Genomic DNA, 26112 nt, shown 5'->3' on the forward strand with positions numbered 1-26112 from the left:
CCTTATCATATTCCCACGCTCCTCAGGTACTGCTTTTGGTAGTAGACATCGGTGCTCTAATGGCAACAACTTCCGCAACCTTAGCTATGATATTGACTTCCTCTAGAATGCTTTATCAATTGGGTTCTGATGGTTTACTACCTAGGCTAGTAACGAACTATAACGAATCTAAGGATGTAGCAACTTCAGGAGTAATAATCTCATCAATAATTGGCTTTGTTACTCTTTTTGCTGGTAATGTCTACGTTATAGCCGCAATAAGTAACTTTGGTCTCCTCTTTTCCTATCTTGTCACATCCCTTGCGGTAATTCACTTTAGAAGAAAAGGATCAAACGCTACATTTAAAACCCCTGGTTATCCTTATTTGCCTGTAATTTCAATAGTAGCTCTTCTAGTAGTCTTTATAGGAATGCCTAAGGAGGCTTTGCTCATAGGTTCAGTAACTACCGTGTTGTTACTCGTCATATATTCTGTAATAAGAGAAGGAAAAAGAGAAAAACCAGAAAAAGCCAGACTTTTTGGTTAATGTTTACAATGAATTTACGATTATAATCTTATTTTAAAGAAGGTTTCTGTATGCTTTTCCTTAAAAATATAAATATAATTTTAAATTATCTTTTGGGCAATCCATATCTATGAAGCATGATATAATGACTATAGAAAGCGAAAGCTTAAAGGATAATTTCTTAAAGGATCCTTATGTCAGGGAACTTCACATATATACGCCAGATCAGCTCGATGAAGGTCTACCTCTCTTTATAGAACTTGCAGGAATAAAATGGTCAAGGAACACAAGTAATATATTTCATCATATAATGCATAATTTGCTTGATAAAGAAAAAATAAAGGCGATTGTAGTTAATCCGGACTTTAGAACAAAATATTCTATGAACCAATACATCAATTCACCTGCTGTTGGAAATTATGAGGACTTCATCATCAATGAATTAATTCCACAAGTTAGAGAAAAATATGGCACAGGAAATGTCGCTTTATTTGGAAAGTCATCTGGTGGTTTTGGTTCTTTTACCTTGGCGGTAAAGCATCCAGATATAGTAAATGGCTTTGCTGATCACTTTGGTGACAGTTGCTTCTTTTATCTTTACGCTCAAGACTTTGTTTACGCTGTAAAGTATTTACATGATAAGGACGTAAGGCAAGCGATTTCTGAGCTTATCTCTAAGGAGCCTAATGACGATGAAATGAGGGTTCTTAATGTACTAGGTAGTTCAGCATTCTACTCGTACAATGTAAAAAAGGAGTGTGGATTTGATTTACCATTTACATGTTCTGGAGAGATAGTTGAAGACGTATGGAAAAGATGGATAGCGAATGATCCAGTTAAGACTGTGTCCAACTATAGAGACGAATTAAGAAAAATGAAAGCGATTTACTTAGACGTTGGAAAGAACGATGAGTACAACTTATTTATAGGTATGCGAACTCTACATAAAAAAATGGAGAACCTAGGCATAACCCACTTTTTCGAGGAATTCGATGGCGGTCACTTTGGTAATTCAACTAGGTACTGCAAGTCCCTTCCTTATCTTTATGAAAAATTAGTAGACAGTTAGGTGTACAATACTCTTTGATATTGTAAGCTTTAAGATAATACATAAAAACCTAATCAGGAAAACTTTTACGTGTTAACATCCCATTTTATTTATGGACAAATTACAAGAAATAGCAAAGCTCAGATGTATGAATAAACCTGTTAAATACATTGCAAAGAGAGTTGGAATGGACAGAGACGATGTAGAAAAATATATTTCCGATTTAATAATAAAAACAGATCCGTTCTTAAAGGAAATAGTTAAGGGAAGAAAAGCATCTAGCACTCTTTTCGACATATCTCCTTTAATCGAGATGAGTGATCTCTCAGTAGATTATGCGAAGTTACTCCTAGGAAACGAGAAAGTTTTAGATTATGTTGCTGTAAAAATGAATGACCATCACGATAGGTATATGGATTGTATAAGATATCATGCCTATATATTAATGAAAAAAGAGGCAAAGTAGCACGTGTTGGAATATTTTAGGCTAAGAAGGTATTTATTGTTATTCTATATTATTCTTACCTACAATTCCGGCCTCTGTATGGCTTTCGTAGTTTCTTTGTTTTAATCCCTGTAGAATTCCAAATGGATAAAATACTGCTATTGACACTATCGCAACTATCAAAGTGGATAGATTAAAGGAAATTAGATTGAGAGCTCCATTAGAACCAATATATGTCATTGCCGTGAGGAAAGCAATGTACGTTATATACCACGCCGACTCTTTCCAACCTTCTCTTACTTTTCCTATAATTCCTAGAAATGCAGTTATGAAAGCTAAGATAATCACGGAGTATGGAACAGCAGGCCATCCACTCCAGTACACTATTAGAGAGGCCGAAATAAACGCTAAGGCCGAAATCACGCTACCTCCAGGTATTTTATATTTTGTTACACCTTGTCTTCTTAAGACAATCATTGCTACTGGATTAGTGGAAAATCCTATATAACCTGCAACGGTAGCATCATCTATTAAACCGTATATACTGGGTATTGGAGCAAATAGAAAAGCTATAATAGCCCCAATTATGGCAAAGACTATAAGCCCCCAATATGGTATAGCGTACTTAGAATGTAACGCTTTTAATTTATCATGTAGAAATCCAGATCTTGCTGAGGCAAACATCACTCTAGCTCCTCCTCCCATATAAACATAACCAGTTAAAAATGGACCAACTATTCCCCCAATCAAAAGTAATATGAGGGCAACGTTATTATGGAAAGTGCTAGCAAGGACTATAAACGGATTTCCGATTATCTTATCCAGATTTCCCCAGTTTCCAGTTTGAATTCCTAACTTTGACCAGTCCAAGTTAGATATGAAAGTAAAGTCAAAGAGTAGGTAAATTAGACCTTCGCCTATAACTGTAATTATTAAGGCATATATAAGATCCTTCTTCTTCTTTACCTCTTCAGCAAAATCTGGTATAACTCTAGCTCCTCCGAAGGCGAACATCGCATAAGGCATTGCAGCAAAAATTCCAGATACCCCAAATGGTATGAAGCCATTGTATTGTGTAAAGTTCTTGAGGTTAACAAAGGCAAATAATAAAAGTAACGCTGGAAGTACGTAGATTATATACTTTATTGTGCCAAAACCTGACGTTATCCTTGAAAAAATCCTAACTCCAAAATAATTAAATGGTATATATCCAAGCATCAGTGCAACTCCAACTATTGCTCCATAGATTGTTGGAAAACCTTTTGCGTTTAATAGCTGAGGAAAGATGTAGTATAATCCCTCAATAGTCGCAAAAGCTTCTATTGGAGGGATAAACAAGTACCAAAGCAGATCAGCCATGGCGTTAATCAAGTTTGTCGCAGCTCCATGACTATAAATCGAATATCTAGAGGGTCCTCCTGCCTCTGGATAGGCCTGGGATAACTCTATGTAAGTTAAAGATATCGTAACGTAAAAGAATATGCCCAAAATCCATGAGATTAGGCTAGCAGGTCCCGCTATTTCTGACATCTGAAGTGGGCTGAAGAATATCGCTGTTGCTACTGCTGATGATAATCCTATTACAGATAAGGAGTAAAGGGATATCTCCTTTTTAAGCTTCTTGTCATCGGTCATGGCAAACCTTATATTCCCGATCTTTTTTAAAATTGCCTTGGAATTCTCTGTTTAATAATTAACTATATCTTTCCCAATATTTCAAGATAGTTAGAAAATTAATTCTGATATTTATATCCAAATAGTCTATCCAGGTAGGCTTGTTCCCAGTTATCCTTTTGTACGGTGTACTCCTTTTTCGGTTCAGTGTCTTTAGATGGTTTAGGAGGCTGAGTAGAGAAATCTAGACCAAATCTAACCGATATAGTCTCTAATTTTCCTTCAATATTTCCCATGTAAGCCCATCCAATGAAAGCGTACTGTACAGGATTCTTTGGTAGAGATTCCGTTTCAAGGATTTTATTGGCGGCGAAGTTAGCAGTCTCAAACGCTATTTCCTGGTTCTTAGGGAAAGGTAAGTTTGCTATATCTCCTGCAGAAAATATATCATCGTACTTAGGGTGCCTTAAATCCTGAGGGCCTCTAATATCCATCCATGTTTTTCCTAGTCCTGCCTCCTCTACAAATTTCGGTGCCCTGTTAGGTTCGAGCATGGCTAAAACGTCAAAATTATATTTCTCACCGCTCTTGGTTACAACGTAGTTGTCTCCAATTTCAGTAATTTCCTGGTTTGTTACAAGTTTTATGCCTGCTTTTTCGTAAATCTTAGAAACTACGTCAGCTATTACAGGTGGCTGAGTTTTATCATTAGCGTCTATATGCACTATTTCTACCTTGTCCTGAACTCCTTTGAATTTTAAAATTGTATATAACAAAAGGGCAGTCTCTGTAGGTGCTGGTGCACATCTGTACGGAGCTTTAGGAGCATAAACTATCACTTTTCCCGAGTTTAGGTTCCATATTCTTTCCTTTAATACGTGAACTCTTCCAGGATCGTAGACTGTAGTATTGTTATACCAGAACTTTTCATAACCGTTTATAGCGCTTCCATCAAAGGTAACTCCAGGAGCTACGACTAGGTAATCATAAGAGATCTTTGTTTTAGAAAAATTCGAAGTAGTAGTTTCACTCATTATTACCTCTCTGTTTTCTGGACTTACCTTAGTTACATGTCCAAACACAACTTTTATTCCCCTTTTACCTGATTCCTCATATCCTCTTATTGTCCTGGAATATCTTTGCTCATTAGTTAGTATTAATGGTCTTGAAGGTCCTGCAAAATAATATGGAGAATCAGTTACTACAGTCACTTTGATATCCTTTTTCTCAGCCAATGCATTTGCCACTGTCATTCCTGCTATTCCTCCGCCTATTACCAAAACGTTTTTCATATTTAGAAAATTTTATACTATTTTTTAAAATAAACTCATCAACGCCGATAAAGATAACTTTAATAGTTCAGTATGAGAAAATTATTGGCAATAATTACTATAACATTAGTCAAATATATTTATTTTTTGTATTCTAAAATTTTGATAAAATTTTGTTTTCTATAGGATTAATTGATTTTTATAGAATGTCATCGTAAGCGTTTCCGTTTAACTATGAAATTTATAATGCACAATGATTTTATTATTAATTCAAAGAAATAATAATAGGGCAATTCCTCTGGGCGTGTATACCCTGATTAAGCTTTTTATAAGGATGTATTCATTCCAACTATTGCGCTGAATCTTTATCTACTTAACTCTAGCTGAGGAAAATATCATGTTAATCGATCTCTTCTCTTCTAAGTATAAGAACCTTGTAAACTATTCTAAATAGGCCAGTCCATAAAAGTTATTCTTCAATATTTTTCTTTATTTCCTTTAAAGCATCTTTTAAATTTCTCACTTTCTTAACCTTCAATTCTTTATAAAGTTCAGATCTATCAAGGAGTATAGCGTCTATAAACGCGCTTTTAGCTCCTACATAATCTGCCTCATACATATCACCTATGTGAACAGCTCTATCTCCTGCAAAGTCGATTGCTTTTGAGAATATTCGAGGATTAGGCTTGATTAATCCGACTTCAAAGGAAAAGATCATCTTATCGAAATATTTATCTAGTTTAAATTCCTTAACAGTTGATAAAGCTCTAGGCGTAGCATTGCTTACTAAGACTAGAGTAAGGCCTAAAGATTTGACTCCTTCTAAAAAGTCTATAGCATCATCGTAAAGAAATTTTGTTTCCTCAGATTTTAATGATCCATCAAATTTCCTTATGAGACTTTCCTTTGGATAGATATTTAATTCGTAGAGTAGGTCTCTAATATCTAGCATATCTGTACCATTACTTCCTGGATACAAATTAGAGGTTACAACTTTGGCGTAAGCTCTGTAAACTCTTTTCTTATCTAGTTCGTAACCACTTTCCATTAATATGTTATACACTACCTCGTACGTTCTTGGAGTAAATCCAACTAGCGTTTCTCCTAAATCTGAAAATACAGCCTTATACATAACATAGAGTTTTTTATGGACTAAAAAATTTTTGTTATATTTATTCTACTGCCGAAAACCTATTATAATCTATGTAGATATCAGACAACAAAAGTTCAATTATTCTTTAATTCATTCTAACTATATCTTAATGGTTTTATCCTTAAGGAGAATCGTCAAGGTTTCCTCCTTAGAGGCGGACGAATTAATCAATGTTATTAACTATTAAATGACCTTAATGGAGTTAAGGCCTAGTTGAAGTTAGCGTATAAAATATACAATGCAGTATGGTAGTGTTCAATGTATTCTTTTAAAAGGGCGAATAAGCGTTAATATATAGGTAAACTAGGCAACTAGCTCAAAGGGAAAAAGCAGTATAAGGATTATGAAATAGTCCCATAATTATTTAAAACATAGCTGTTCGCTTTCCGGGAGCGTGAAGGGTTTTTTATGACCGATACCTTAAGGAAAAGATATATACAATTTATCCCTCAATTGACTCTCTGGAAGATCATAGTCCATGGATTATATCATAGAAGAGGTAAATTGTGGCTAATTAACTTAGTCAATTGAATAAGATATTTTGAATATCCTTCCCAAAATAGTTAATTTTTTCCTATTAGCTCACAACATAATGAAAATATATCATTAATATCTAAAATTTTTGTTTGTCGAACTATTTTATGGTAAATACAGATTCTTTATTCAGTGTAGTATATTCATTTTTAGAGTACTTGACAAAACGGAATATAAAAATTAACTCTTAGCTTGATATCAATGTTTCTAAAAACTTTATATTTGTTTTACAGTCCAACCCTGAGATGTTTTTATTGAATTTGCTTAGAATAATTCCAATATACCATTAAGAACTCCATTTACTCCATGTAATACAAGATATAGTCCGTATTCAATTCCTTGGATTATTGCTGTAAATAATGCACTTATGTTGTATGAGAAGGTGACTTGTATTGTATTTATTATTATAGGATCTATCATAAGACTATCCTTCTCTATAAGAATATAAAATTTTCTTTAAATATTAGCCCAGACATATATGTTCATTTTTAGTTAGCTTAATCAAAAACTAATGATAAAGTATAAATATAGATAAGAAATATTTCTTATTTCTTATTCCATAGAGTTGAACAGTATAATTTAGTAAAATCATTTTCTTAAATTTTTTTTAATGCCCTAAACATTTGTTGAGTATTTGATTAAGTTTTGGAAAATCTTCGATTTAAGTCTAAGATTATTAGGTAATAGTGAAGTATTTTATCTTACTGAGTAAGAATGAATTTACAACTACTATATCTCTAATGAAATGACGTTTGTAACCTTGAGAGAATATTGATATTAAAAAGAAGCGGAAGGATTTACTGGAAAATTTCTAGACATGTAAAGCTTTGACTGTTACAGTGTAGGTATAAGAAAGACAGATATGATAACAGCTCTAACAACATTTAAAACGTAGTCATATAAAAATAGAAGAACAAGAAAGCGCGTCATGACTTACGAAAAGAAACTTGAAGAACTTTGCAACTGCTTCCTTAGCCTCAAGATCTGTCCATGCTAGACTAACGATTTTATCCTATATGGTCATTATTTGACGTACCTCGGTTACGCTATCCCGTAACATTATCCAGAGTTACGTTTTCGCATAAATAATCCTGCTTAATTCTAAGTTTTCTTTAGCAAATAATTAATGAAATAATCTATCAACTTGTTTTACATATTTATGTATTATAAATAATGAAACTAGAACTAGAAATATTAGAGAGAAAAATGATAACCTCAGTCCTATTATTGAGGACAATTCACCAACAATTAGTGGTGTAACTATAGCTACTAATGACATGATTGCAAAAAACGTACTATTTGCTACATTTCTCATTTCAGGTTTAAATCCTCTATTTAAGGCTATTAGTGACAACGGATAGGTTAAGCCATGTGGTATTCCTAGCAAAAACATCGCCATTCCAAAAGTAAATACATTAGTCGATAAAAACAAGATCAGTAAGCCAAAAATTGCTATTATCATTGAAAGATAAATATGAAAACCAACATTTTTTACTCTTCTTAATGAAAGATAAAGCCTTGCTATAAATGACGAAAGGAAATAGATTGAGAAAAATAAGGCTATGGTGGAGTAGTTAAGATGTATAAGTTGTACTCCATATATTCCGCCAAATGCGGTAATAGCAGCAAAAGGGGTATCATATGATGTATTGTTTACAATTGCTGTAATAAATGAAGGGTTCTTTAGTACCAAGATAGAGATACCCCTAGCTTCATCTCTAATCGGAGGGAACTCTATTAGAAAGGATAAAATCCCAGCTGCTATACCAAACGGGGAAAAGAGGAGAAAGATATTCTTTAAGCTCACTATTTTCAAAAACCAAGACTCAAGTAATGGGCCTACTATTAAGCTTAAACTTAAAGATAAGGTATACAGAGCCAATGCCTTCTCTTTTTCTCTCTCATCTTGAATTTTTCCTGTAGCGTTAATTATGTTAGGAAATATTAGTCCTAAAGAAAGTCCGGAAACTGCCGAAAGCAGCCAAACTGAGATGGAAGAGGAAAAAGAGAAAAGCGGTAAATCTATAGCATATACTGTAGCTGAGGCTATAAACAATTTTCTTCTTATTTTATTTTTTAATAAAGGATTAACTATTCCACTTGCTATAAACATAAAAAAGGAAATCAATGCCGAAAGTATCCCTATAGATGCATTACTAAAATCAAAGAATTGTTTTGCTACTAAAGGGACAGTTGTACTTATAATGTTATTTGATCCTCTTATAACAAAAGTCAGAGAAATAATTATCAACATGAAGTAAAAGTATTCCTTCTTGATCATGACAGAAGGTATGTTAAAATGAATATATTATTAACGCTTTAACGTTTTAAGCTAAACTTTTTCTACGTGAGTTCAGTTGTGCCATATATAATATTTTCATCGAAGTATTAACCTGATATAACTCATTGTATTATAATTGAACAGAAGTAGTGTTTTTATTAAAGAGAATTCTGATACCTTCAAATCTATAGAGATAAATAATTCTTAGAAAGCGTGTCTCCACATCTTCCCATCCCACAAACAGCCTATTTTAATTTTTAGGATTTTAGACCTCAGCTTTCTAATGGATCTGTAAAGTATGTAAGTGAGATGATTGGTGGGAAAATATCAATAATAATCATTTCATTAGTTCTGTAAAAAAAAAGTCGAGATAGTTCAATTTCTCTATATATAATGGCTATAAGAATATTTTTATCTCAAACTGGATTTGTCGACAAATGAACTATATATTTAATATAATTATAGTAAATTAAGACTTTAATATTATTTGAAATAATATCTCCTAATTTTAAATTTTCGTTAAATCTCTGTTTCTATAACTATAGCGATAAGCTTTATATATACATATATAGAATTTCTCCACAATGATAGTCATAGAAAATGTTACTAAACATTTTGGAGATTTTATAGCCGTTAATGATGTAAGTTTTACAGTTAATAATGGAGAGATTGTAGGCTTTGTTGGATTAAATGGCGCAGGAAAAACCACAACTATTAGAATGATAGCAGGCGTTCTAATCCAGGATAATGGAAGAATAAAAGTGGACGATCATGATACTATTAGTGAGAAGAAAGAAGTATCAAAGAACTTGGGCTGGGTTCCGGAGCTTCCAATATTTGAACAGGACGCTAAAGCTTGGGACTACTTCGTTTATCTAGCTGGTTTTTACGGTATTTCTAGTAATGATGCTAAAAGAATGGCTAGACAACTTTTTGACGAATTAGGGCTAGCAGGATTTGAAAAACGTAAATTGGCCACTTATTCTCAGGGTATGAAAAAAAGGTTTTCATTAGCAGTTTCCTTAATTTCCAATCCTGGGAATTTTATATTTGATGAAGTGTTTAATGGTCTGGATCCTCAAGGTATTCAATTTTTTAGAGATTTAGCAAGTAAATTCAGAAATGAAGGTAAAGCTATACTTCTTTCCTCTCACATACTCTCTGAGCTCGAATCAATAGCTGATAAGATAGTATTCATTCATAAGGGAAGGATTATTAAGCAAATGTCAATGGATGAAGTAAGGAGATATGTCTCTCCTTCGCTAAAAATAAAGGTTGATAGAGTAAGCGTGGAACTAATTGACTATCTTTCAAAGTATGGTAAGGTTAGAGAAGAAGGCGGATATATTATCATAGATAATTTTAATGGTAACACTGCAGACGTATCAAAAGAAATCTCAGCTTTGAACTTAAATCTTTACGAGATGAGCGTTTCATCGTCGTCTTTGGAAGAAGTATTTTTCAAGGTTATAGGTGATCAGAAATGAATCCTCTGATATATGATTTTAGGAGAACATTTTTAAGATTCTCTGTATTATTTTTCCTAGCTATTTTTATCTTGGCTGGAATAGGAATAGTTTATTCAAGTTATTCCTCAATTGCTAAGAACATAACTCAGAAGACTAATATGATAGCTGGAATATGGGAGGAAAACGGGACTAACATTATTGGATATATCTTTAACAACCAAGGAGATGGAGTAAGTGGAAAAGTAGAAGTGCTAGTCAATGGAAGTTTAATAGGATCTACATCTACGCAAACTGGATATTTTAGGTTGAAATTTCCTTTAAATGGAAGCGAATTATCTAAAGACCTGGAAAAAGGAATAAAAGTTGTCGCGTCAACTAGTTTAGGCTACGTAGAAGTTCCATTTCAGGTACAATATATTCAGATAGGCGCAGTTCAGCCTTCTAATCAATTTATTTCAATTGTACATGAAAATATATCTGTAAATTATTTTAATTCTTATTTAGGTTATTTCGGATACGCGCCAAACAATGAAGCCTTTTCCTTAGTTGATGGAAAGTTAATATTTCTATATTTAGGGAATAGCGGTGAAGTTAACTACAGTGTATATTATGGTTATTCAAATTTGAGTGAGGTATCAGTGTTTCCTGTTTCGCAAACATCTGCAACAATATCGAAAACTTTAATGTTCGCAGGCACTGGAGAGGGAATTTCGATATTTCATGTTAAGATGAGCAAAACTAACGGATTTTTCACTGTTAAATTAGTTCTACCTAAATCTAATGAAACGAGCATAATATCATCAAGGTATAGTGCGCTTATACCTCTAGAGGTCGACGTAATGTCTTCATTTCCATCTGGTGTTAGTTTATTTGCTACTTTGTTTCCTATAATTTTCTTGTATTTAGTTTACTCAATGATATCCAAACCATTAGGTAGCGGAGCAATGGAATTTCTGCTTGCAAGACCTATAACTAGAGACTCAATTTATATTAACAGATTTATAGCCGGAACGCTAACCGCAATTCTTTCGTCTGGAATACTTACTTTGAGTATAGGATTAACAATAAGTCTTCTTTATGGAATCTCTCCGCCATTTAATTTCTATGGTTTAATATTTCTAGGTATAACTGGAGATATTATGGGATTTTTCTCCCTCTATACGTTATTGGCAATTTTAATAAAGAAAACCTCAGGATATCTCGGCCTCTCAATTGTATTCTACTTAATATTTACAATTTTCTGGGGAACATTAGCTCTTCTCTTATCTGGAGGAATGTTTAACTTATCAGCAATTGAACGTAACGAATACCTTCTTGACTATTTCAACCCTGGAGGATCATTATCTTTTTCGGAATACTATATTCTAAGAGCTATAGGGGAAGTTAATTCCATATCTGTTGTAAACCCTGCTTTCGTCGTTGTTTCATCTTTACTCTGGATCATAGTACCATCGATAATTGGACTGATAAGGTTTAGGAGAATGAACTTAATTTAATTTATACTATTGACTTTCTTTAAAAAATCTTTTTCTTCTTTATATCATTGAAGGGACAACTAAAATATGCTCGGCTTCAAACTCTAAGGAGTCCTAGAGATCTTATCCACTTTTTCATAGTTATTTTACCTGCTAAGGCTATGTAATCCGTTTCAATTGATATAATATGTATTTCCCTTGGATTATGGCTACGAAATATCGATTAAACGTTTTCTCGTTTTTATATAGTATTTTTACATTTGAGACAATCTATGAATTTAATGACTGTTTTATAACATGATTAATTATAATCAAATCTTTGTTATTTTTAATCTATGGATTAAATCACTCTAGCCAATTCGCTTATAGAAACTATTACAAACACACTTCCAAGAAAGGCATAGATATAAGCTGGCTTCATTTTATTTGCTAACTTAGCGAAGAAATAACCTGAAAATAAAGCCGTTATTCCAATTATCAACGAGGCGAGAAAATCGATCTTATCAGCAATAGAATAAGCTACAGCGCCGCTAGTGGCTGACAAAAGCATGGCTAGTGTGGCTGTCCCAATCATTCTTTTTACGTCTATCGAGAAAAGCAGCATCATAACAGCGATGAACATTATACCTCCACTTGCCCCTAATGTGCCTGTAACTACTCCGATTAGAACGCTTAAAAGAGGAGCATAGATATATGCAACGTTCCTTGCATTAATTTTCCTTATGTTTAATTTTGGGTTTTTAGATCTCTTGAAAGATACATAAGCCATATACGCTGTAAATGCAGAGAAGACTAATTCTAAGGCTCTTTCAGGGGCAATGAAGGCTAGTCGCGAACCTATTTGAGCTCCAATCACTGCTCCTAATCCAAGTATTAAAGAAGTTTTAATATCAACATTACCATGCCTAAAGTAAACAAAAATTACAGAAAGAGTTGTTATTACATCTACTAGTAAACTTGAACCAATTGAGTCAACAAAACTTAAACCTAAGTAAGAAAGTGCAGGTACAACTATCAATACACCACTAGATCCAGTTATTCCCGTTAATGCACCTACAGCTATTCCTATAATAATGAAAATGAACAAAATAATGTCAAACACTGGCAATCACAGTTTAAAAAATTTAGATAGAATTTAATATTATTTCTGCTATTTCTTTTTCCTTCTTCGTTATTTCATCTTGACTTAATGTCTCCTCTGTTAGCGCGTTTCTATATATTAGGTGTACAGATACTGCCTTAAACCCAAGTAAGTTAGCTAAGAAATAGAGTCCTGCTCCTTCTAACTCTACTGCTAGATGATTTCTTGAAGATAACTTCTTAAGGTAATCCCTTGTTTGGGCTAATAGCGCATCGCTAGTGAAGACGTTTCCTACTCTTACCTTTTGCGATTGACTAAGGGACCTTACAAGTTTGTTCATTAGTTCGTAGTCTGCAGTAAGGGCATAACTCATTAGGTCTCCTCCAAAATATTGCATAAACGTACCTCCCATATTATATGAGTAACCTATTGGAATAACAATCTCTCCCGGTTTAACGTCCTTTAACCCTGTGGCTGAACCAAACCTTATTATTTCCTTAACTCCTAGATTGAATAAATCATGTGTTATCAACGTTAAAGATGGAATTCCTATTCCATGAAATACGACGCTTACCTTTTCCCCCTTATAGTTCCCTACATATGTATAGTATCCTGCAAATTCACTTATCTGTCTAGCATTATCTAATAACTGGACTATTGTTTTCATTCTAGTTAGGTTTCCTACGATGATTGATTTTTCTCCTAATTCGTCTTTTTGTGCCGTTACAAGGACCATGAACGTGAATAGGTAACAATGATATTTATGATTAATTAAATAGATTTTACCTGTTAATCTTTTAAAGCGTGGGCATTCATTCCACAATATCATCTGAACGTATGTACATAGTCTTTTAGTAAGAAATCATTTTTACAATTCTATTAATTATCCATTTTAGAATTGTCTTCTTTTTATATATGATTTAATATAATTAAAGGAAAGAAGTGCGTATACATGAAAATTTCTTATTTGCTATATTTTATTATTAATTGATTCAATCTCCTTAGATAATGCTTAAGAAGAACATATATCATTGTTTTAAAGAGTGAAGATCAGTAAGTAAACAGGTCTCAGACTTAAAGGTCAGGTGTTTCACTACAACATTGTGTTGAAAGCAATAGGTCTATTGTGGGGTTTTACCCCATTTATATGTATATTATGATTTAAAGATTGTTCTAACTATTTATACTTACATGCTTATGCGTTACTTTCCTCCGTATAGATTAGAAGATTTAACAATGTTTTTGTTGGAATTGGGAAGGCTTTAACAGTAAATTGCGCTGTATTTCTAGCAGGTATTGTGAACACTGCATTTTCCCCTCCCATTATCACATTATCGTGGAATTCATGAGTGTTAAACGTTCTTCTATATATTAAGTATGTCCTTTTGTTAAACGTTATAGTTAACGTTACGCCTATTGGAGAGGTCAGCGGTATCGTATTAGGGGCTATAACATCTAACGTTATAGCCACTATTCTAAGAGGGAACTGAAATGCTTGCGTGTTTCTGCTTAATATTAACTCTCCACTGATTGACTTTCCATAGAACATTATTATTGGAGAAACAGGCGGAGTTAAGGTTGTCCTGACGTTACTCATGGTATATTCTTTCTACGGGCGTTTAAAAGTTTTGTATAAAATGAAATAATAGTTTAGCGGAATAACTTAACTTATTAAGTTGGAATATATGTTATTTATTTTTTTAAAGTGTATTAAATCAGGAAAGTCTATTTCAAGAATTATAATAAAGAATCTCCAGATCAACTTTAGCGAAGTCTCATTTTTTACGGAAAGGATAACCATCGGGTAATCCTTATGATTCTCGTATAGTGTTACTTCATAGTGTTACTTCGAGGATTATCCTATATGACAACTACTCAAGCCTCGCCTTTTAAGGCGGGGTTATTTTTTAAAAGCTTTGATCTATGTGGTATCTTATATGCCCTCCGATGAAGGGGTACTAACCAGGACAATAATCCTAAAGGTTAGCCCAGAGGAGGACATCAACTTCTCAAAATGGAAGACCGCGACAAACCTAGTTTTAAATTGGTTAATACATAAAGCAGTTTGGACAAAAAGAAATGGGGAGTACACAATCTCATTAAACAAAGTACAACAAGTGTGGTATAAAGAGTTAAGGGAGAAGTTTGATTTCTCATCTTATCAAGCAATAGCGTGTTTAAGACAAGCTATCTCGATAGCGAAAAGTTGGATGGACAACCCAAACAAAGGTAGGGAACCTAGGTTAAGGAAAGACGTTTTGTGGTTGAAGATCGACGATATCAAAGAGGTAAATAAGGAGTATGTTGAGACCTCGTCTTATGGTAAGTTAATTGTTGAAGGGTATCCAAAGACTTTTGATGAGGTTAAGGAATGGAAAAGAGGGGAAGCAAGACTAATGAAACAAGGTGATGAGTACTACTTACACATAAGCTATGAGAGAGAAGTTGAGTTACCAAAGCCGTCAAGTAACGCCGTAGCTGTAGATATTAACGTTAGAGAGGTCGTATATGGTGATGAGAAACACGAGAGGAGGAATGAAACGCCTATAGAAAGATTAATAAACAAGAGAGGATATGTGTCGACCCTTCAAAAGAAGTATCCATCTTGGAGGTCTCTAAAGAGGGTGTTGTTAAGGATAGTCGCTGTGTACCAGAATATACACGATGATCTTGTTGATTGGGCTAGGAAAGAAGCTATCACGGTTATAAACTACGCTAAACGGTTAGGTAAGGACACAATTATACTAGAGGACTTAAACGGGCTCAACGAGAGACAGCCTGATCTGAAGAAGTCTTGGAGGGAGAGGTTCCAGTACATGGCTTACCGTACTCTTCAGTTTTGGATATCTTGGGAAGGGTTGAAACACGGTATAGCTGTTATCAAGGTACCAGCATTTTACACTTCAACTCATTGCCCTTACGACGGTGAAGAAATGGTTGAGGTTGGACACAGACTCTTTAAGTGTAAGAAGTGTGGTTTTCAAGCTGATAGGGATTCTATTGCAGTTTTAAACTTATTGCGTAGGGGGATTTCTGGCGACCCCAACAGCCACCACAATGAGGGGTCTGTGAGACCCCAGAGTGGTGGAACCGATGAACCGCATCTGAAGAGAACCATCGCCCTTTAGGGCGGTGAGGACGTCAGCTATTAGGTCGCTGAAGGATTGAGTATTAACTTACGAGAATAGAAGTTAAAGTATGTAATGATTTCGGAACTCTAATCAATTAATATTCTTTCTGGATGACTATAAATATTCATTTTTCCTTCTCTAGTAAAGCCGACTACAGTCATTCCTATAGCCTCAGCATAACTTACAGCCATAGATGTTGGAGCTGATATGCCAGTAACGAAGGATATACCGGCAATAGAAGCTTTATACACAATCTCATAACCTATCCTTCCACTTACTTGTAAAACTTTTCTCCTAGCCGGTATTTCGCCCTTAAGCACAAGTTTCCCTATTGCTTTATCGACAGCATTATGTCTTCCTACGTCTTCTGCAGACGACTCTAAATCGCCTAAGATGTTAAATACTGAAGCACCATGGACTCCACCAGTGACGTGGTATATTCTCTGAGACTCCAAAAGTTTTATTGGAAGAGAAACTAGGACGTTAATATCAATCCTTTCATTATAGCTAACCCTTCCAATCTCATTTAGTTTATTTTTCCCACAGAATCCACAACTTGAGTTTATTATAAATTGCCTGTTGGTAGGATTTCCCCTAATTCTAACAATTATTTCATTATCTCCCTCTTCAAAAGAGAGTATATCCGTACTAGAAGATATCATTCCTTCCGTATATAGAAAACCTGTTACTAGTTCAATATCATTACCTGGCGTTCTCATTATTATAATTTCTGAATTGTTAGTTTTTCCAAAAATCTTCAAACTCAACGGTTCTTCTTCAGCTATGGCGTCGTCTTCTTCGTCTAATTTTCCTCCATTAAATTTCAGGACTTTTACACTTCTTATTCCCCTAGTTTTTTCCATCTTCAATCACTGTACCCATCTTTTTCCATCTTTCCTTGTAATTAATCCCTATTTGAGGAGTTTTCCTTACGTATCGTGGATTCCACTTTGGAAGAGGAGGTTCACAGGTAGTGCATGACTCTAGTATTTCTATTCTTATTGGAGTTTCCTTATAGTCAGGAGTTTTACTTGTTGGATCTAGAACGCTATTAGTTAGCGTGTTTATGGTGATCTCTTGATTATCATGAAGTGAAAGGAATGCCCTCATTCCTTTTAGCTTATCTGTAACCATGATTTCAGCCTTTAATTTCTCTCCGTTTCTTGAGTATATCATTACTTTGTCTCCAGTCTTTATTCCATACTTTTTCGCAACTTCGTATGATATCTCAAGATAAGGCTTTGGAAGTTTGTAAACTATACCTTTAGTTTTACCAGTTATGTTGGTCCAGTGAAATTGCTCAAGCATTCTACCATTATCGAGGTAGACATCGAACTGTTCTGTAGTCGGTATTGGTTCGATATAGTAAGTAGGCCAAAAATGCGCTTTACCATCTGGTTTATTAAATTTTTCTAGGTAAAGCGTCTCCGTGCCTTTACCATCTGATGAGACTGGCCATTGTAGACTGTTAAATCCTTCTAATCTGGAGTAAGTTATTCCAGCAAATTCTGGAACTAAAGAACTCACTTCTTTCATTACATCTTCAGGAGAACTATAATTCCAGTTAGCTCCAAGCGAGTTTGCAATCATCATAATAATCTCGAAGTCACTCTTAGCTTCTGCAGGTGGAGAAAACGCTTTATAAAGTCTTTGTATTCTCCTCTCCGTGTTTACATACGTTCCCTCTCTTTCAATTGAGGCAGCAGCTGGTAATACTACATGAGCTAATTTTGCTGTCCTTGTCATAAATAGATCTACAACAACGAGCAATTCTAGTTTTTTCAAAGCTTCAATAACTTTTTCGCTATTCGCTTCAGCTAAAACTTTATCCTCCCCTATAATTATCATCGCCTTTAGTTTTCCTTTTAATGCCTCTTCAATCATTTCTGTACTGGTTAATCCAGGTTTTTCATTTATCTTACATTTCCACGCATTCTCAAAAATCTCCCTTCCCTTTGCGTCTTCTAAACTGATATAACCTGGAAGGTAATTAGGAAGAGCTCCAAAATCACTAGCTCCTTGAACATTTGCGTGACCTCTCATTGGATATCCTCCCGTCCCGTGTTTTCCGAAATTACCTGTAAGAAGCAAAAGGTTACATATTTCTGTTGATGTCTCACTCCCAGTTTGATGTTGAGTTATCCCCATTGCCCACAGGGCTACTACTTTATTTGCTGAATGAATCATTTCAGCTATTTTTATTATGTCCTCCTTTCTTACTCCTGTAACTTTCTCAACGTAATCCAGGTTTATGTCATTCAAGCTTTCCTTAAATTTTTCGAAGTTACTAGTCCTGTTCGATATAAAATCCTTATCTTCCCATCCTTGGTCAATGATATACTTTTCTATTCCCTTAATCAGAACTAGGTCTGTCCCAGGGTTTGGCGTTACGAAGAGATCTGCTCTTTCTGCCATTTCGTGTTTTCTTACGTCCACAACAATTAGTTTTTGCCCGTTTAACTTTTTTGCCCTTTTTATCTTACCAGCAGCGACAGGATGCGCCTCAGCTGTATTTGACCCAAAGATAATAACCAGATCTGCAGACTCAATGTCTCTAAAAGAGCCAGAGTCAGCTCCATATCCAACAGTTCTTATCAATCCTACAGTTGCTGGAGATTGACAATACCTTGCGCAGTTATCTACGTTATTGGTACCTATAATCTGTCTAGCTAGTTTTTGGGTTAGATATGCTTCCTCGTTAGTGTCTGTACACGATGCAATTATTCCTATAGAATCAGGACCGTACTTCTCTCTTATATCATTTAACTTTGTTGAAATAATAGATATCGCTTCTTCCCAATTTACTTGCTTAAACTCATTATTGTATCTAACAAGGGGATGTTTAAGCCTTTCTGGGCTATTGACGAATCCCCAGCCAAATTTTCCTTTAATACATGTTGCAATACCATTTGCGGGAGACTCTGGTTTAGGTTCAATCTTGAGTATTTCTTTCCCTCTAGTCCAAACCTCATATGAGCATCCCACCCCACAAAATGGGCAAACCGTCTTAGTTCTTTTAATTAGTCCATTTCTTATTGATCTATCAATTTCGCTTAACATCATAGGGAATGAGAAGTCCCTTTCATTCTTTGCCATTTGTATAGCTAATTTCTTTTTGGTCTCTAAGGAAATACCAGTAAAAAGACCTCCTTTTCCTAGGATCGTTTTTTCCATGAGCGCATTAACTGGACAAGCAGTCACGCAAGTCCCACAGGAGACACATGCAGACTCATTAATTTTCTTTCCATCTGACCAGATAACTCTAGGTGGATTAAGATTCCAATCTATCTTGATTACCTCATTTACTACAACGTCTTGACAAGCTTCAACGCATCTCCCTATAAGTAGACATTGATCTGGATCGTAAACGTAAAATGGGTTAGAGTCATCAATCTCATATGGTTTTTGCTTAAACTGTTGCTTTTTTATTCCTAGTCTTACTACCGCCTCATGAAGCTCACAATCATAGTTGTTATCGCAAATTGTACAGTAGAGCAAATGATTTCTAAGAATTCCATTCATTGCTTTTTCTCTAGCTTCCAGTACTCTGTCACTATTGGACAGAACTCGCATTCCTTCCTTAACTGTAGATGAGCAAGCCCTGGCTAGTTTTCCATCTATCTCAACTACGCATGTGTCACATGTCTGTAATTGTCCTAAACTCTCATTAAAGCATAATGCAGGTATATAAATTCCATTTTCTCTCATTACGGAAAGAACAGAAACTCCTTCTTTTGTCTCTATGTCTTTTCCGTTGATTTGGAGTTTAACCAAGGAAATCAATTATCCTTTTCTACAGATCTATATGAAATCATCTTAAAAAAACTTGTAAATCTATTTTATAAGACTCTTTTTATGGAAATAAGACATCGTATAGTGTTAAAATGTTTTCCATTAGCTGTTGTCAGCAGTTTCACTTAAACCGTGACACTTATATGCATTTCATGATTTTCTCCATCAAAATGTTTATATATTAATAAAGAAACAATATTAATTTGTCCTACATGTTGGTATGTAGACCCAGGGAAAGGGCAAAAAAGGGTGAGGGTGGAGTTATGTATGTGCGGGTTTTCCCATACCCTAGTAGTGTTGGTGGGTTAGCCCGCTAAGGTGGCGGAACATGATAATGATCTTTGTTCATAACGTGGTGAAGCCCAAGGCTTTATGGACATGATAATAAATGCCCGTAGAGCCCAAACCCCAATTGTGGAACAATCCTAAGGTCTTAGAGAATTGATTCCATTATACCTTGGCAGGGTTAGTTCGACTGTGTAGCTGTAAGAACCCGAAAGATTAGAGTAACAGCATGAGGATTACTTACCGAAGCTTTAGATATGAGTCGGTAATTCAATTTCCTACAAATTTCTACACTAACCCCATAAAGTTAAATTTTAACTATGATAACTTGTCCCTATGAAACTTCTAACCTTTTCTCATGAAGGACAAAAGTCTATTGGGTTTTTATTAGAAAGAGAAAACATAGTGATAGATTTAAGTGAAGCTTATCAGCAAGTATTTGAAGGCATTCCACCAGAGTGGTTTTTCAACATGAAATCACTTATCTCAGGAGGCAAAGGGGCTATGAAACTTCTCTATGAAGTAGTTAGGGAAGTAGAGAGAAACTTTCAGGAATTTAAGGCGTATAGACAACAGGAGATAACATTCTACCCTCCTGTAGAAAATCCAGAGAAGATTTATTTACTGGCGGTTAATTATAGGGCCCACGGTGAGGAAACTGGCACTAAGCCTCCTGATGAACCGTACTTATTTACGAAATTTAATAATGCCTTGACAGGTCATAATAGACCTGTCATAATTCCGAAGGGAAACCATAAGGTTGATCATGAAATTGAACTTGCAGTAATTATTGGAAAGGCTGGAAAGTATGTTGAAAAGACAAAAGCCATGGATTACGTATTCGGATACACAATCTTGAATGATATAAGCTTTAGAGATAGGCAACTCCCACCTAGGGGTCAATTTGGTCATAGTTGGGTACATGGCAAAGGTATGGATACTGCAGCACCTATGGGACCATACATCGTAACAAAAGACGAAATAGAGAACCCTTACTTGCTAAAACTTCAGTTAAGGGTTAACGATGAGATTAGACAAGAAGCTTACGCTGAAGATATGATACATAAGATAGATGAAATCGTGGAGTACATTACTCAAGGAATAACTCTAACGCCTGGAGATATAATATCAACCGGAACTCCTCCAGGAGTAGCTCTTTCTACAGGAAAGTACTTAAAAGAGGGAGACGTTGTAGATGCAGAGATTTCTGGAATAGGAGTGCTAAGAAACTTCATTATCAAAGAAGATGAGTAACCTTAAGATAATATAGTAATATCTTTATATCAACTGGAATCTTTGGAATTTCCAAGAAGTAAAATGCTGTCCAGACTAAAGGAAAAGTGAAGTGAATCGATAGCAATATAGGCACTATAGCAAGAGCGGAAGCGATCTGAAAAACAGTTGCTTCTAAACCTCTATCTTTAATGTTATATCCTAAAAGGAAAAGAATAGGCGAAAATGCAGGGATAATAAGAGATGCAGGTATAAGATAATAATACTTCCACTTAAAGGAAAAGATAGTTGATATTGCAGCAATTATTGTACCAATACCGTACTCTATAAGGTTCAAGTTGAGAAATGTTAGGAATGCGTAGAATTCAATGAAAAATATTGACCATGCAAGCCTATTTCTTCTATCGAGAAACAGAGAAAAGATACTTGCAATTGGAGATATAAGTGAAATAAGGATTAGCCTAGATGGATTGGGTGCTCTTATATTACTTAAGAAGTAAAGTAGAGAAATGCCAAAAGTAATGTAAGCAACTAAGAAATATCCTTGAAAGAACAAGTAAGCGGAAATTCCAGCTATGCCTATAACTATAACTCCTTCCCATTTTCTGAATCCCTCTTCTATGTATTTTAATACATTATTCCACGGGAGATTCGGAGCTAAATAAAGGATCGAGAAGCTTATTGCAAGAGTTGAAGAGATCGTGATCCCTAGTAAATTGTAAGTAAGATATGAGTAGATAAACGATATAATTGATGCAACCAAAAAGCTTACTCTTTTATAAACTAAACCAGTCAATCCTCCTAGAATAATCGCTAATAGAGTGGTTATAGGGAAGATTGAGAAAATTCCAAACAGAAATAGCCCACTCACCTTTTCCTTAAAAAGTCTTAATAAAAGATAAAGAGGCATAAGACCAAGGAATTCGAGACCTGTAAAATTATGAAATAAAATGAGATATGAAATTGAGTACGCAAAGATTGCAGGAGGGAAAAATGAAGCAGAACCTATCGCTAGAAATGCTAGGGGAAGAAAAGAATGCGAATAAAGCAACATTGCAGAGGATATAAGAGAGGTCGCTCCAGCCTTTCTTTCAATTCTTTCAGGTATAATTAGTCCTAGAACTCCAGTAAGTAGAAGTTCGAAAGAAATCATCGAAATTTGATTGGATATAGTTACCAGGTTAGCAGAGTACGCTACTGCAGAGATTACGAGAGTCAGTATACCAGCTGAAATAAAAGATCTAATATCCATTCCCAATAATTCTACGCCCAGGACTAAGAGGATGAGAGAAGCAAACTCTTCGCTGGCTGGTACGTTAAACATGTAAAATACAGAAGTAAAAAGTAAGGCTATAGAGAGCGAGGATGTAAATTTAGGTAAAATGTATCCCATTAGTCCTATTATGGGTAGCAAGGAGAGAATTATTGGGCTTCCCTTTAATATTTCAAATACAGATAAAATAGAGGTTAAAACAAGATATACTCTCTTGTCAAAAAGGTAAGATATACTCATAAATGCGAAAGTTATAGGAATGACCTCAAAGCTTGGATAAATAAGTAACAGAGTAATAGAGTAAATAACTGGGATAGCCATACTTCCGTATTGTTTTATTCTCATTCTAGTTCCCTTTTCACAAAGGGTTATAAATTTTATCCTAAAAATTTGAAATAAACCTAAATTCTTACCATACTCAAGTCAGCTTTTAATTGCATCTTTTTGAGAAAATGGAAGGATAAGACGTTTAAACAAGAATGTACTTTACTCATGTGATAAAGGGATTTAGACTCCAAATATTTTTCTATATTCTTTGTACATACATTTGTCTTGAATTACTGTTAATCCCTCTTTTCTAGCCTTTTCTGCCGCATCTTCGTTCCTTATTCCTTCCTGTAGCCATATTACCTTTACATCTCCTCTTTCTTTAGATCTATTTATTACATCGTCAACTATTCTTGGAACTTCATTTGATGGCCTAAAAACTTCTACAACTTCTACTTTCTCCGGGATTTCGATAATTGATTTATAAGCTTTTTTTCCCAAGATCTCGTTTGCGGTAGGATTAACTGGAATTACTTCATATCCATGTTCCATCAAAAATTTAGGGACGTAATGGGAAGGTTTTGTTGGATCTTTAGAAAAGCCAATAGTTGCTACATGCCTATATTTCTCTAAAATGAACTTGATCTCTTCCTCTTCTACATCTTTTGTCATGGAAAAAATTTCATAATTCAACTTAAAAAAATTTATCTCTTAAACTTTTCCTTCATTAACTTGCAAAACTCTACTGCGTCTCCAACTACTAGATAGTCTGCGTTTTCCAGTATAGGCGCATCTTTATCTTTGTTTACTGCTACGATAACCTTTGAATCTCTAATACCCGCAATATGCTGTGGTTGCCCTGAAATACCTAGAGCTATGTATAGTTTAGGTCTTATCCTTAGACCTGAAAGACCTATTTGTCTATCCTCAGATACCCAATGTAGATCTGCACAGACAGGTCTACTTCCCCCCACTACTCCTCCAAGAGACTTCGCAAGTTCCTCAGCATAATTCACATTTTCCTTTGAACCCATACCCCTACCTACACCTATAACAATCTGCGCGGTTGCTGGACTTGCTCCCGACGTAGTGCTCTTAACGCTTAAAGTTTTAATTCTTCCTTCCTTAAAGGAAAGCTTTTCTACCTTTGTCTCCTTCTCCTTCGGTTGGATGGAAGTTCCAGCAACTGTTATAACTGCAGGAATATTTGCTGTTACGTCTACGAGAGCTATCCCACTATAAGCTGTCCTTGTGACCTTAATTACATTTCCTTCAATTCCTAAAGACACTGCGTCTGGAATGTAGGGTAATCTTAGTCTTCCTGCGACTCTTGAAGCTATTGCCCTATCTCTTCTTACGCTACCAGTAATTACAACGTCAGGACTGAGTGATGATATAAAGTCGACTAAACCATCTTCATCCAATTTATCATATACGTAATTTACATCAGTCAGCTTTTGAGGTTGAGGTGAAATACCTATAAGTTCAGCATTAAATCCTTGAGCTAAAGCTGAAGCCATTCTATAATGAGGTGGGCTTTCAGAAAATACTACGATTTTCATAGAACACCGTCCTCTCTAAGTTGTGAAATTAGTTTATCCACTGCCTCACTCATGTTTCCTTCAATTATCGTCTTTTTCCTATTAACAATCAAGGGCTTTGGTTCTCCAATAGAAACCTTAGGTTCAGGATTAAACTCTACTTCTCGGACTGGCTTTTTCGCAGATTCCATGATTTGTCTAACGCTAGGTATTCTTGGAGTGTTGATTTCTCCTCCGACTGAAATTACTGCAGGAAGCTGAGTCTCATCTTCTTCAACGTAACTAACCATACCTCTTTCTACTTTGATTAAATTTCCTTCAATTGTCAAGGACTTAACGTTTGATAAATATGGTAATCCTAAGATCTCAGCTACGTAACCTGGAACCCCTGAAGTTCCGCTATCTACTGTTTGTTCGCCGAATATCACGAGGTCTGGATTAAAAGCCTTGATGTTCTCGGTAATTGCTAATGAAGTGGAGTAAACGTCAGCTTTCTGCGTTTTTATAGCTAAAACCTCATCTACTCCCATTGCAAGGGCTTCTCTGACAGATTTTCTTTCGATATTTCCAACAGTAATTCCAATGACTTTTCCTCCCATTTTCTCCTTTAGGAGAATGGCTTCTTCAATAGCGTTCTTATCGTAAGTGCTTATCTTTAAGGGAACATCAAGAAATATTTTATCGCCTGTTGCCTTTATCATGGTATCATCTGGAACTATTTTGAAGCCTACAACGATATTCATAAATCACTTTACTAACAAACAAAAATAAAAGTAACTAAGCGAGTATTACATCTAGATAATTCTAATCATTTTGTTGAAAATATCTATAGTTAACGTAGATTAGTTGAAAAGAATATTTTAAGTCAATCTACTTACGTATTAAACATGACGTCAATTATTCTATTGTCTTTAGTCGCTGCTGGTATGGTAGCAATAATTTTAACTATCCTATACTATATAACAAAAATTAGAACATATATAGGTCTTTTCTTCTCATATTTTGCTCTTCTTATGATGCTAACAATGTTCTTAGGAGCATCTATTTACTTGTATTCGCCGTCGAATGTTAGTTTAGCTGTAGCCTTTGCTGTCAATATGGGAGTTATGATAACAGTTTTAGCGTATTTCTTTGCTATAGCAGAAAATATTTCCGAAAGAAAACTGCATGTAAGTTCGATCCACGTATATTCTATTTCTTTACTAGCAGTTCTAAATGAGGTGTTAATGGGTTCTACTTTTGGTCTTGCTCAGTTCGGTTCTAGGTTATTCTCTACGCCTTATAACGCATTTTATTACAGCATAAATAGTTACTGGTTTTTTCTTCCTATGATGAGCGAGATGATTGGTTTCTACGTAATTCATTATTTAAGGGGTTTACAGTATCCATATCTTCTTCCTCTTGTAGGAGTTACCGCATTCCCACCTACAGCGTTTAACGTTAGTAATTGGTTTCCGTTTGCTGTTATAATGACCCTGGGAATATCAGCTTATGGTGTTTTCTTTAGTAAGAGGAGAGACTGGAAATATGTTTACCTTAGTCTTATAGTAACAGGCGTGATTCTAATAATTAATGCGTTGCCTTATGATCTAAATGTAGTTATAGCGATGACACTTTATTACTCCTCAATATTTTTCCAAGTCTTTCAGAGAGGAGAAATAGATAAGAGATTATAAAGTGCTGAATATATAAAAAAATTATTGATTAAAAATT

22 protein-coding genes are annotated in these 26112 nt (G+C 34.9%); 8 read left to right on the plus strand and 14 right to left on the minus strand.

The genetic code is table 11. From position 1 onward, the window contains the following. From CM19_RS03345 to CM19_RS03355, 3 genes are all read left to right on the plus strand, one after another. Positions 1-527, plus strand: a 527-nt coding sequence (locus CM19_RS03345; protein WP_048099044.1) for an APC family permease, incomplete at its 5' end; no start/stop codon positions are given. Positions 528-636: 109 nt separating this feature from the next. After that, a complete protein-coding gene (locus CM19_RS03350) occupies positions 637-1575 on the plus strand; it encodes an alpha/beta hydrolase (protein ID WP_048099045.1) in 939 nt (312 codons plus the stop codon). A gap of 91 nt (positions 1576-1666) precedes the next feature. Next, positions 1667-2020: a hypothetical protein gene (locus CM19_RS03355; protein ID WP_048099046.1), complete on the plus strand. Its 354-nt coding sequence runs from the start codon at positions 1667-1669 to the stop codon at positions 2018-2020. 39 nt (positions 2021-2059) lie between these two features. Here CM19_RS03355 and CM19_RS03360 read toward each other — a convergent pair whose 3' ends face one another. The 5 genes from CM19_RS03360 to CM19_RS03375 all read right to left on the minus strand — a co-directional run bounded on the left by CM19_RS03360 (position 2060) and on the right by CM19_RS03375 (position 8852). Next, positions 2060-3634: an APC family permease gene (locus CM19_RS03360; protein WP_048099047.1), complete on the minus strand. Its 1575-nt coding sequence runs from the start codon at positions 3632-3634 to the stop codon at positions 2060-2062. Between the two features lie 98 nt (positions 3635-3732). Beyond that, positions 3733-4905: an NAD(P)/FAD-dependent oxidoreductase gene (locus tag CM19_RS03365; protein WP_048099048.1), complete on the minus strand. Its 1173-nt coding sequence runs from the start codon at positions 4903-4905 to the stop codon at positions 3733-3735. Positions 4906-5353: 448 nt separating this feature from the next. Next, positions 5354-6016: an HAD family hydrolase gene (locus CM19_RS03370; protein WP_048099049.1), complete on the minus strand. Its 663-nt coding sequence runs from the start codon at positions 6014-6016 to the stop codon at positions 5354-5356. Positions 6017-6835: 819 nt separating this feature from the next. Next, positions 6836-6991, minus strand: a complete 156-nt coding sequence (locus CM19_RS13040; protein WP_160164857.1) for a hypothetical protein — start codon at positions 6989-6991, stop codon at positions 6836-6838. A 703-nt stretch (positions 6992-7694) separates the two neighbouring features. Beyond that, entirely contained in the window at positions 7695-8852 is a 1158-nt protein-coding gene (locus tag CM19_RS03375; RefSeq protein ID WP_048099050.1) for an MFS transporter, read from the minus strand. A gap of 584 nt (positions 8853-9436) precedes the next feature. Between CM19_RS03375 and CM19_RS03380 the strand changes: the two genes are divergently transcribed. After that, positions 9437-10339, plus strand: a complete 903-nt coding sequence (locus CM19_RS03380) for an ABC transporter ATP-binding protein (RefSeq protein ID WP_048099051.1) — start codon at positions 9437-9439, stop codon at positions 10337-10339. After that, positions 10336-11817, plus strand: a complete 1482-nt coding sequence (locus tag CM19_RS03385; protein WP_048099052.1) for an ABC transporter permease subunit — start codon at positions 10336-10338, stop codon at positions 11815-11817. The genes CM19_RS03380 and CM19_RS03385 overlap by 4 nt, the downstream gene beginning before the upstream one ends. 319 nt (positions 11818-12136) lie before the next feature. On the opposite strand, the gene CM19_RS03390 is transcribed toward CM19_RS03385, so the two are convergent. The 3 genes from CM19_RS03390 to CM19_RS03400 form a co-directional block, all read right to left on the minus strand. Further along, on the minus strand, positions 12137-12898 hold the full coding sequence (locus CM19_RS03390) for a sulfite exporter TauE/SafE family protein (protein WP_235185612.1): 762 nt from the start codon (positions 12896-12898) through the stop codon (positions 12137-12139). A 22-nt stretch (positions 12899-12920) separates the two neighbouring features. Continuing rightward, a complete protein-coding gene (locus CM19_RS03395) occupies positions 12921-13613 on the minus strand; it encodes a phosphorylase family protein (RefSeq protein WP_048099053.1) in 693 nt (230 codons plus the stop codon). A 459-nt stretch (positions 13614-14072) separates the two neighbouring features. Beyond that, positions 14073-14474, minus strand: a complete 402-nt coding sequence (locus tag CM19_RS03400) for a hypothetical protein (protein ID WP_048099054.1) — start codon at positions 14472-14474, stop codon at positions 14073-14075. Between the two features lie 340 nt (positions 14475-14814). On the opposite strand from CM19_RS03400, the gene CM19_RS03405 reads away from it, so the two are divergent. Further along, a complete protein-coding gene (locus CM19_RS03405) occupies positions 14815-16005 on the plus strand; it encodes an RNA-guided endonuclease TnpB family protein (RefSeq protein ID WP_048099055.1) in 1191 nt (396 codons plus the stop codon). 89 nt (positions 16006-16094) lie between these two features. Here the strand turns inward: CM19_RS03405 and fdhD are convergent, their stop codons facing one another. Together fdhD and fdhF are read right to left on the minus strand one after the other, a co-directional pair. Next, complete coding sequence (gene fdhD / locus CM19_RS03410; protein ID WP_048099056.1) at positions 16095-16871, minus strand: formate dehydrogenase accessory sulfurtransferase FdhD; 777 nt, start codon at positions 16869-16871, stop codon at positions 16095-16097. Continuing rightward, on the minus strand, positions 16858-19788 hold the full coding sequence (gene fdhF, locus CM19_RS03415) for a formate dehydrogenase subunit alpha (protein WP_048099120.1): 2931 nt from the start codon (positions 19786-19788) through the stop codon (positions 16858-16860). The genes fdhD and fdhF overlap by 14 nt, the downstream gene beginning before the upstream one ends. Positions 19789-20421: 633 nt before the next feature. Between fdhF and CM19_RS03420 the strand changes: the two genes are divergently transcribed. After that, positions 20422-21339 (plus strand): fumarylacetoacetate hydrolase family protein, encoded by a 918-nt coding sequence (locus CM19_RS03420; RefSeq protein ID WP_048099057.1) that lies wholly within the window; start codon positions 20422-20424, stop codon positions 21337-21339. Here CM19_RS03420 and CM19_RS03425 read toward each other — a convergent pair. From CM19_RS03425 to CM19_RS03440, 4 genes are all read right to left on the minus strand, one after another. Further along, complete coding sequence (locus CM19_RS03425) at positions 21323-22936, minus strand: hypothetical protein (protein ID WP_048099058.1); 1614 nt, start codon at positions 22934-22936, stop codon at positions 21323-21325. The two genes, CM19_RS03420 and CM19_RS03425, sit on opposite strands and share 17 nt — an antisense overlap. A 162-nt stretch (positions 22937-23098) precedes the next feature. Beyond that, positions 23099-23530, minus strand: a complete 432-nt coding sequence (locus tag CM19_RS03430) for a CoA-binding protein (protein WP_048099059.1) — start codon at positions 23528-23530, stop codon at positions 23099-23101. A gap of 32 nt (positions 23531-23562) precedes the next feature. Then, positions 23563-24420, minus strand: coding sequence for an electron transfer flavoprotein subunit alpha/FixB family protein (locus CM19_RS03435; protein WP_048099060.1), 858 nt, complete (start codon positions 24418-24420; stop codon positions 23563-23565). Further along, positions 24417-25142 carry an electron transfer flavoprotein subunit beta/FixA family protein gene (locus CM19_RS03440; protein ID WP_048099061.1) on the minus strand — a complete coding sequence of 242 codons (726 nt, stop codon included), beginning with the start codon at positions 25140-25142 and terminating at the stop codon, positions 24417-24419. The genes CM19_RS03435 and CM19_RS03440 overlap by 4 nt, the downstream gene beginning before the upstream one ends. Before the next feature lie 144 nt (positions 25143-25286). Here CM19_RS03440 and CM19_RS03445 point away from each other — a divergent pair, with 144 nt between their 5' ends. Beyond that, on the plus strand, positions 25287-26075 hold the full coding sequence (locus tag CM19_RS03445) for a hypothetical protein (RefSeq protein WP_048099062.1): 789 nt from the start codon (positions 25287-25289) through the stop codon (positions 26073-26075). The last annotated feature ends 37 nt before the right edge of the window (positions 26076-26112 follow it).

The organism is Candidatus Acidianus copahuensis, from assembly GCF_000632495.1.
Lineage (GTDB): Archaea > Thermoproteota > Thermoprotei_A > Sulfolobales > Sulfolobaceae > Acidianus > Acidianus copahuensis.

Bases quoted from the DNA above. Each gene is read 5' to 3' on its own strand.
- CM19_RS03385 (WP_048099052.1), top strand. From the start codon at position 10,336: ATGAATCCTCTGATATATGATTTTAGGAGAACATTTTTAAGATTCTCT.
- CM19_RS03360 (WP_048099047.1), bottom strand. From the start codon at position 3,634: ATGACCGATGACAAGAAGCTTAAAAAGGAGATATCCCTTTACTCCTTA.
- CM19_RS03370 (WP_048099049.1), bottom strand. From the start codon at position 6,016: ATGTATAAGGCTGTATTTTCAGATTTAGGAGAAACGCTAGTTGGATTT.
- CM19_RS03430 (WP_048099059.1), bottom strand. From the start codon at position 23,530: ATGACAAAAGATGTAGAAGAGGAAGAGATCAAGTTCATTTTAGAGAAA.
- CM19_RS03435 (WP_048099060.1), bottom strand. From the start codon at position 24,420: ATGAAAATCGTAGTATTTTCTGAAAGCCCACCTCATTATAGAATGGCT.
- CM19_RS03425 (WP_048099058.1), bottom strand. From the start codon at position 22,936: ATGAGAATAAAACAATACGGAAGTATGGCTATCCCAGTTATTTACTCT.
- CM19_RS03445 (WP_048099062.1), top strand. From the start codon at position 25,287: ATGACGTCAATTATTCTATTGTCTTTAGTCGCTGCTGGTATGGTAGCA.
- CM19_RS03365 (WP_048099048.1), bottom strand. From the start codon at position 4,905: ATGAAAAACGTTTTGGTAATAGGCGGAGGAATAGCAGGAATGACAGTG.
- CM19_RS03440 (WP_048099061.1), bottom strand. From the start codon at position 25,142: ATGAATATCGTTGTAGGCTTCAAAATAGTTCCAGATGATACCATGATA.
- CM19_RS03420 (WP_048099057.1), top strand. From the start codon at position 20,422: ATGAAACTTCTAACCTTTTCTCATGAAGGACAAAAGTCTATTGGGTTT.
- CM19_RS03355 (WP_048099046.1), top strand. From the start codon at position 1,667: ATGGACAAATTACAAGAAATAGCAAAGCTCAGATGTATGAATAAACCT.
- CM19_RS03375 (WP_048099050.1), bottom strand. From the start codon at position 8,852: ATGATCAAGAAGGAATACTTTTACTTCATGTTGATAATTATTTCTCTG.
- CM19_RS13040 (WP_160164857.1), bottom strand. From the start codon at position 6,991: ATGATAGATCCTATAATAATAAATACAATACAAGTCACCTTCTCATAC.
- CM19_RS03380 (WP_048099051.1), top strand. From the start codon at position 9,437: ATGATAGTCATAGAAAATGTTACTAAACATTTTGGAGATTTTATAGCC.
- CM19_RS03405 (WP_048099055.1), top strand. From the start codon at position 14,815: ATGCCCTCCGATGAAGGGGTACTAACCAGGACAATAATCCTAAAGGTT.
- CM19_RS03400 (WP_048099054.1), bottom strand. From the start codon at position 14,474: ATGAGTAACGTCAGGACAACCTTAACTCCGCCTGTTTCTCCAATAATA.
- fdhD (WP_048099056.1), bottom strand. From the start codon at position 16,871: ATGGAAAAAACTAGGGGAATAAGAAGTGTAAAAGTCCTGAAATTTAAT.
- CM19_RS03350 (WP_048099045.1), top strand. From the start codon at position 637: ATGAAGCATGATATAATGACTATAGAAAGCGAAAGCTTAAAGGATAAT.
- CM19_RS03395 (WP_048099053.1), bottom strand. From the start codon at position 13,613: ATGGTCCTTGTAACGGCACAAAAAGACGAATTAGGAGAAAAATCAATC.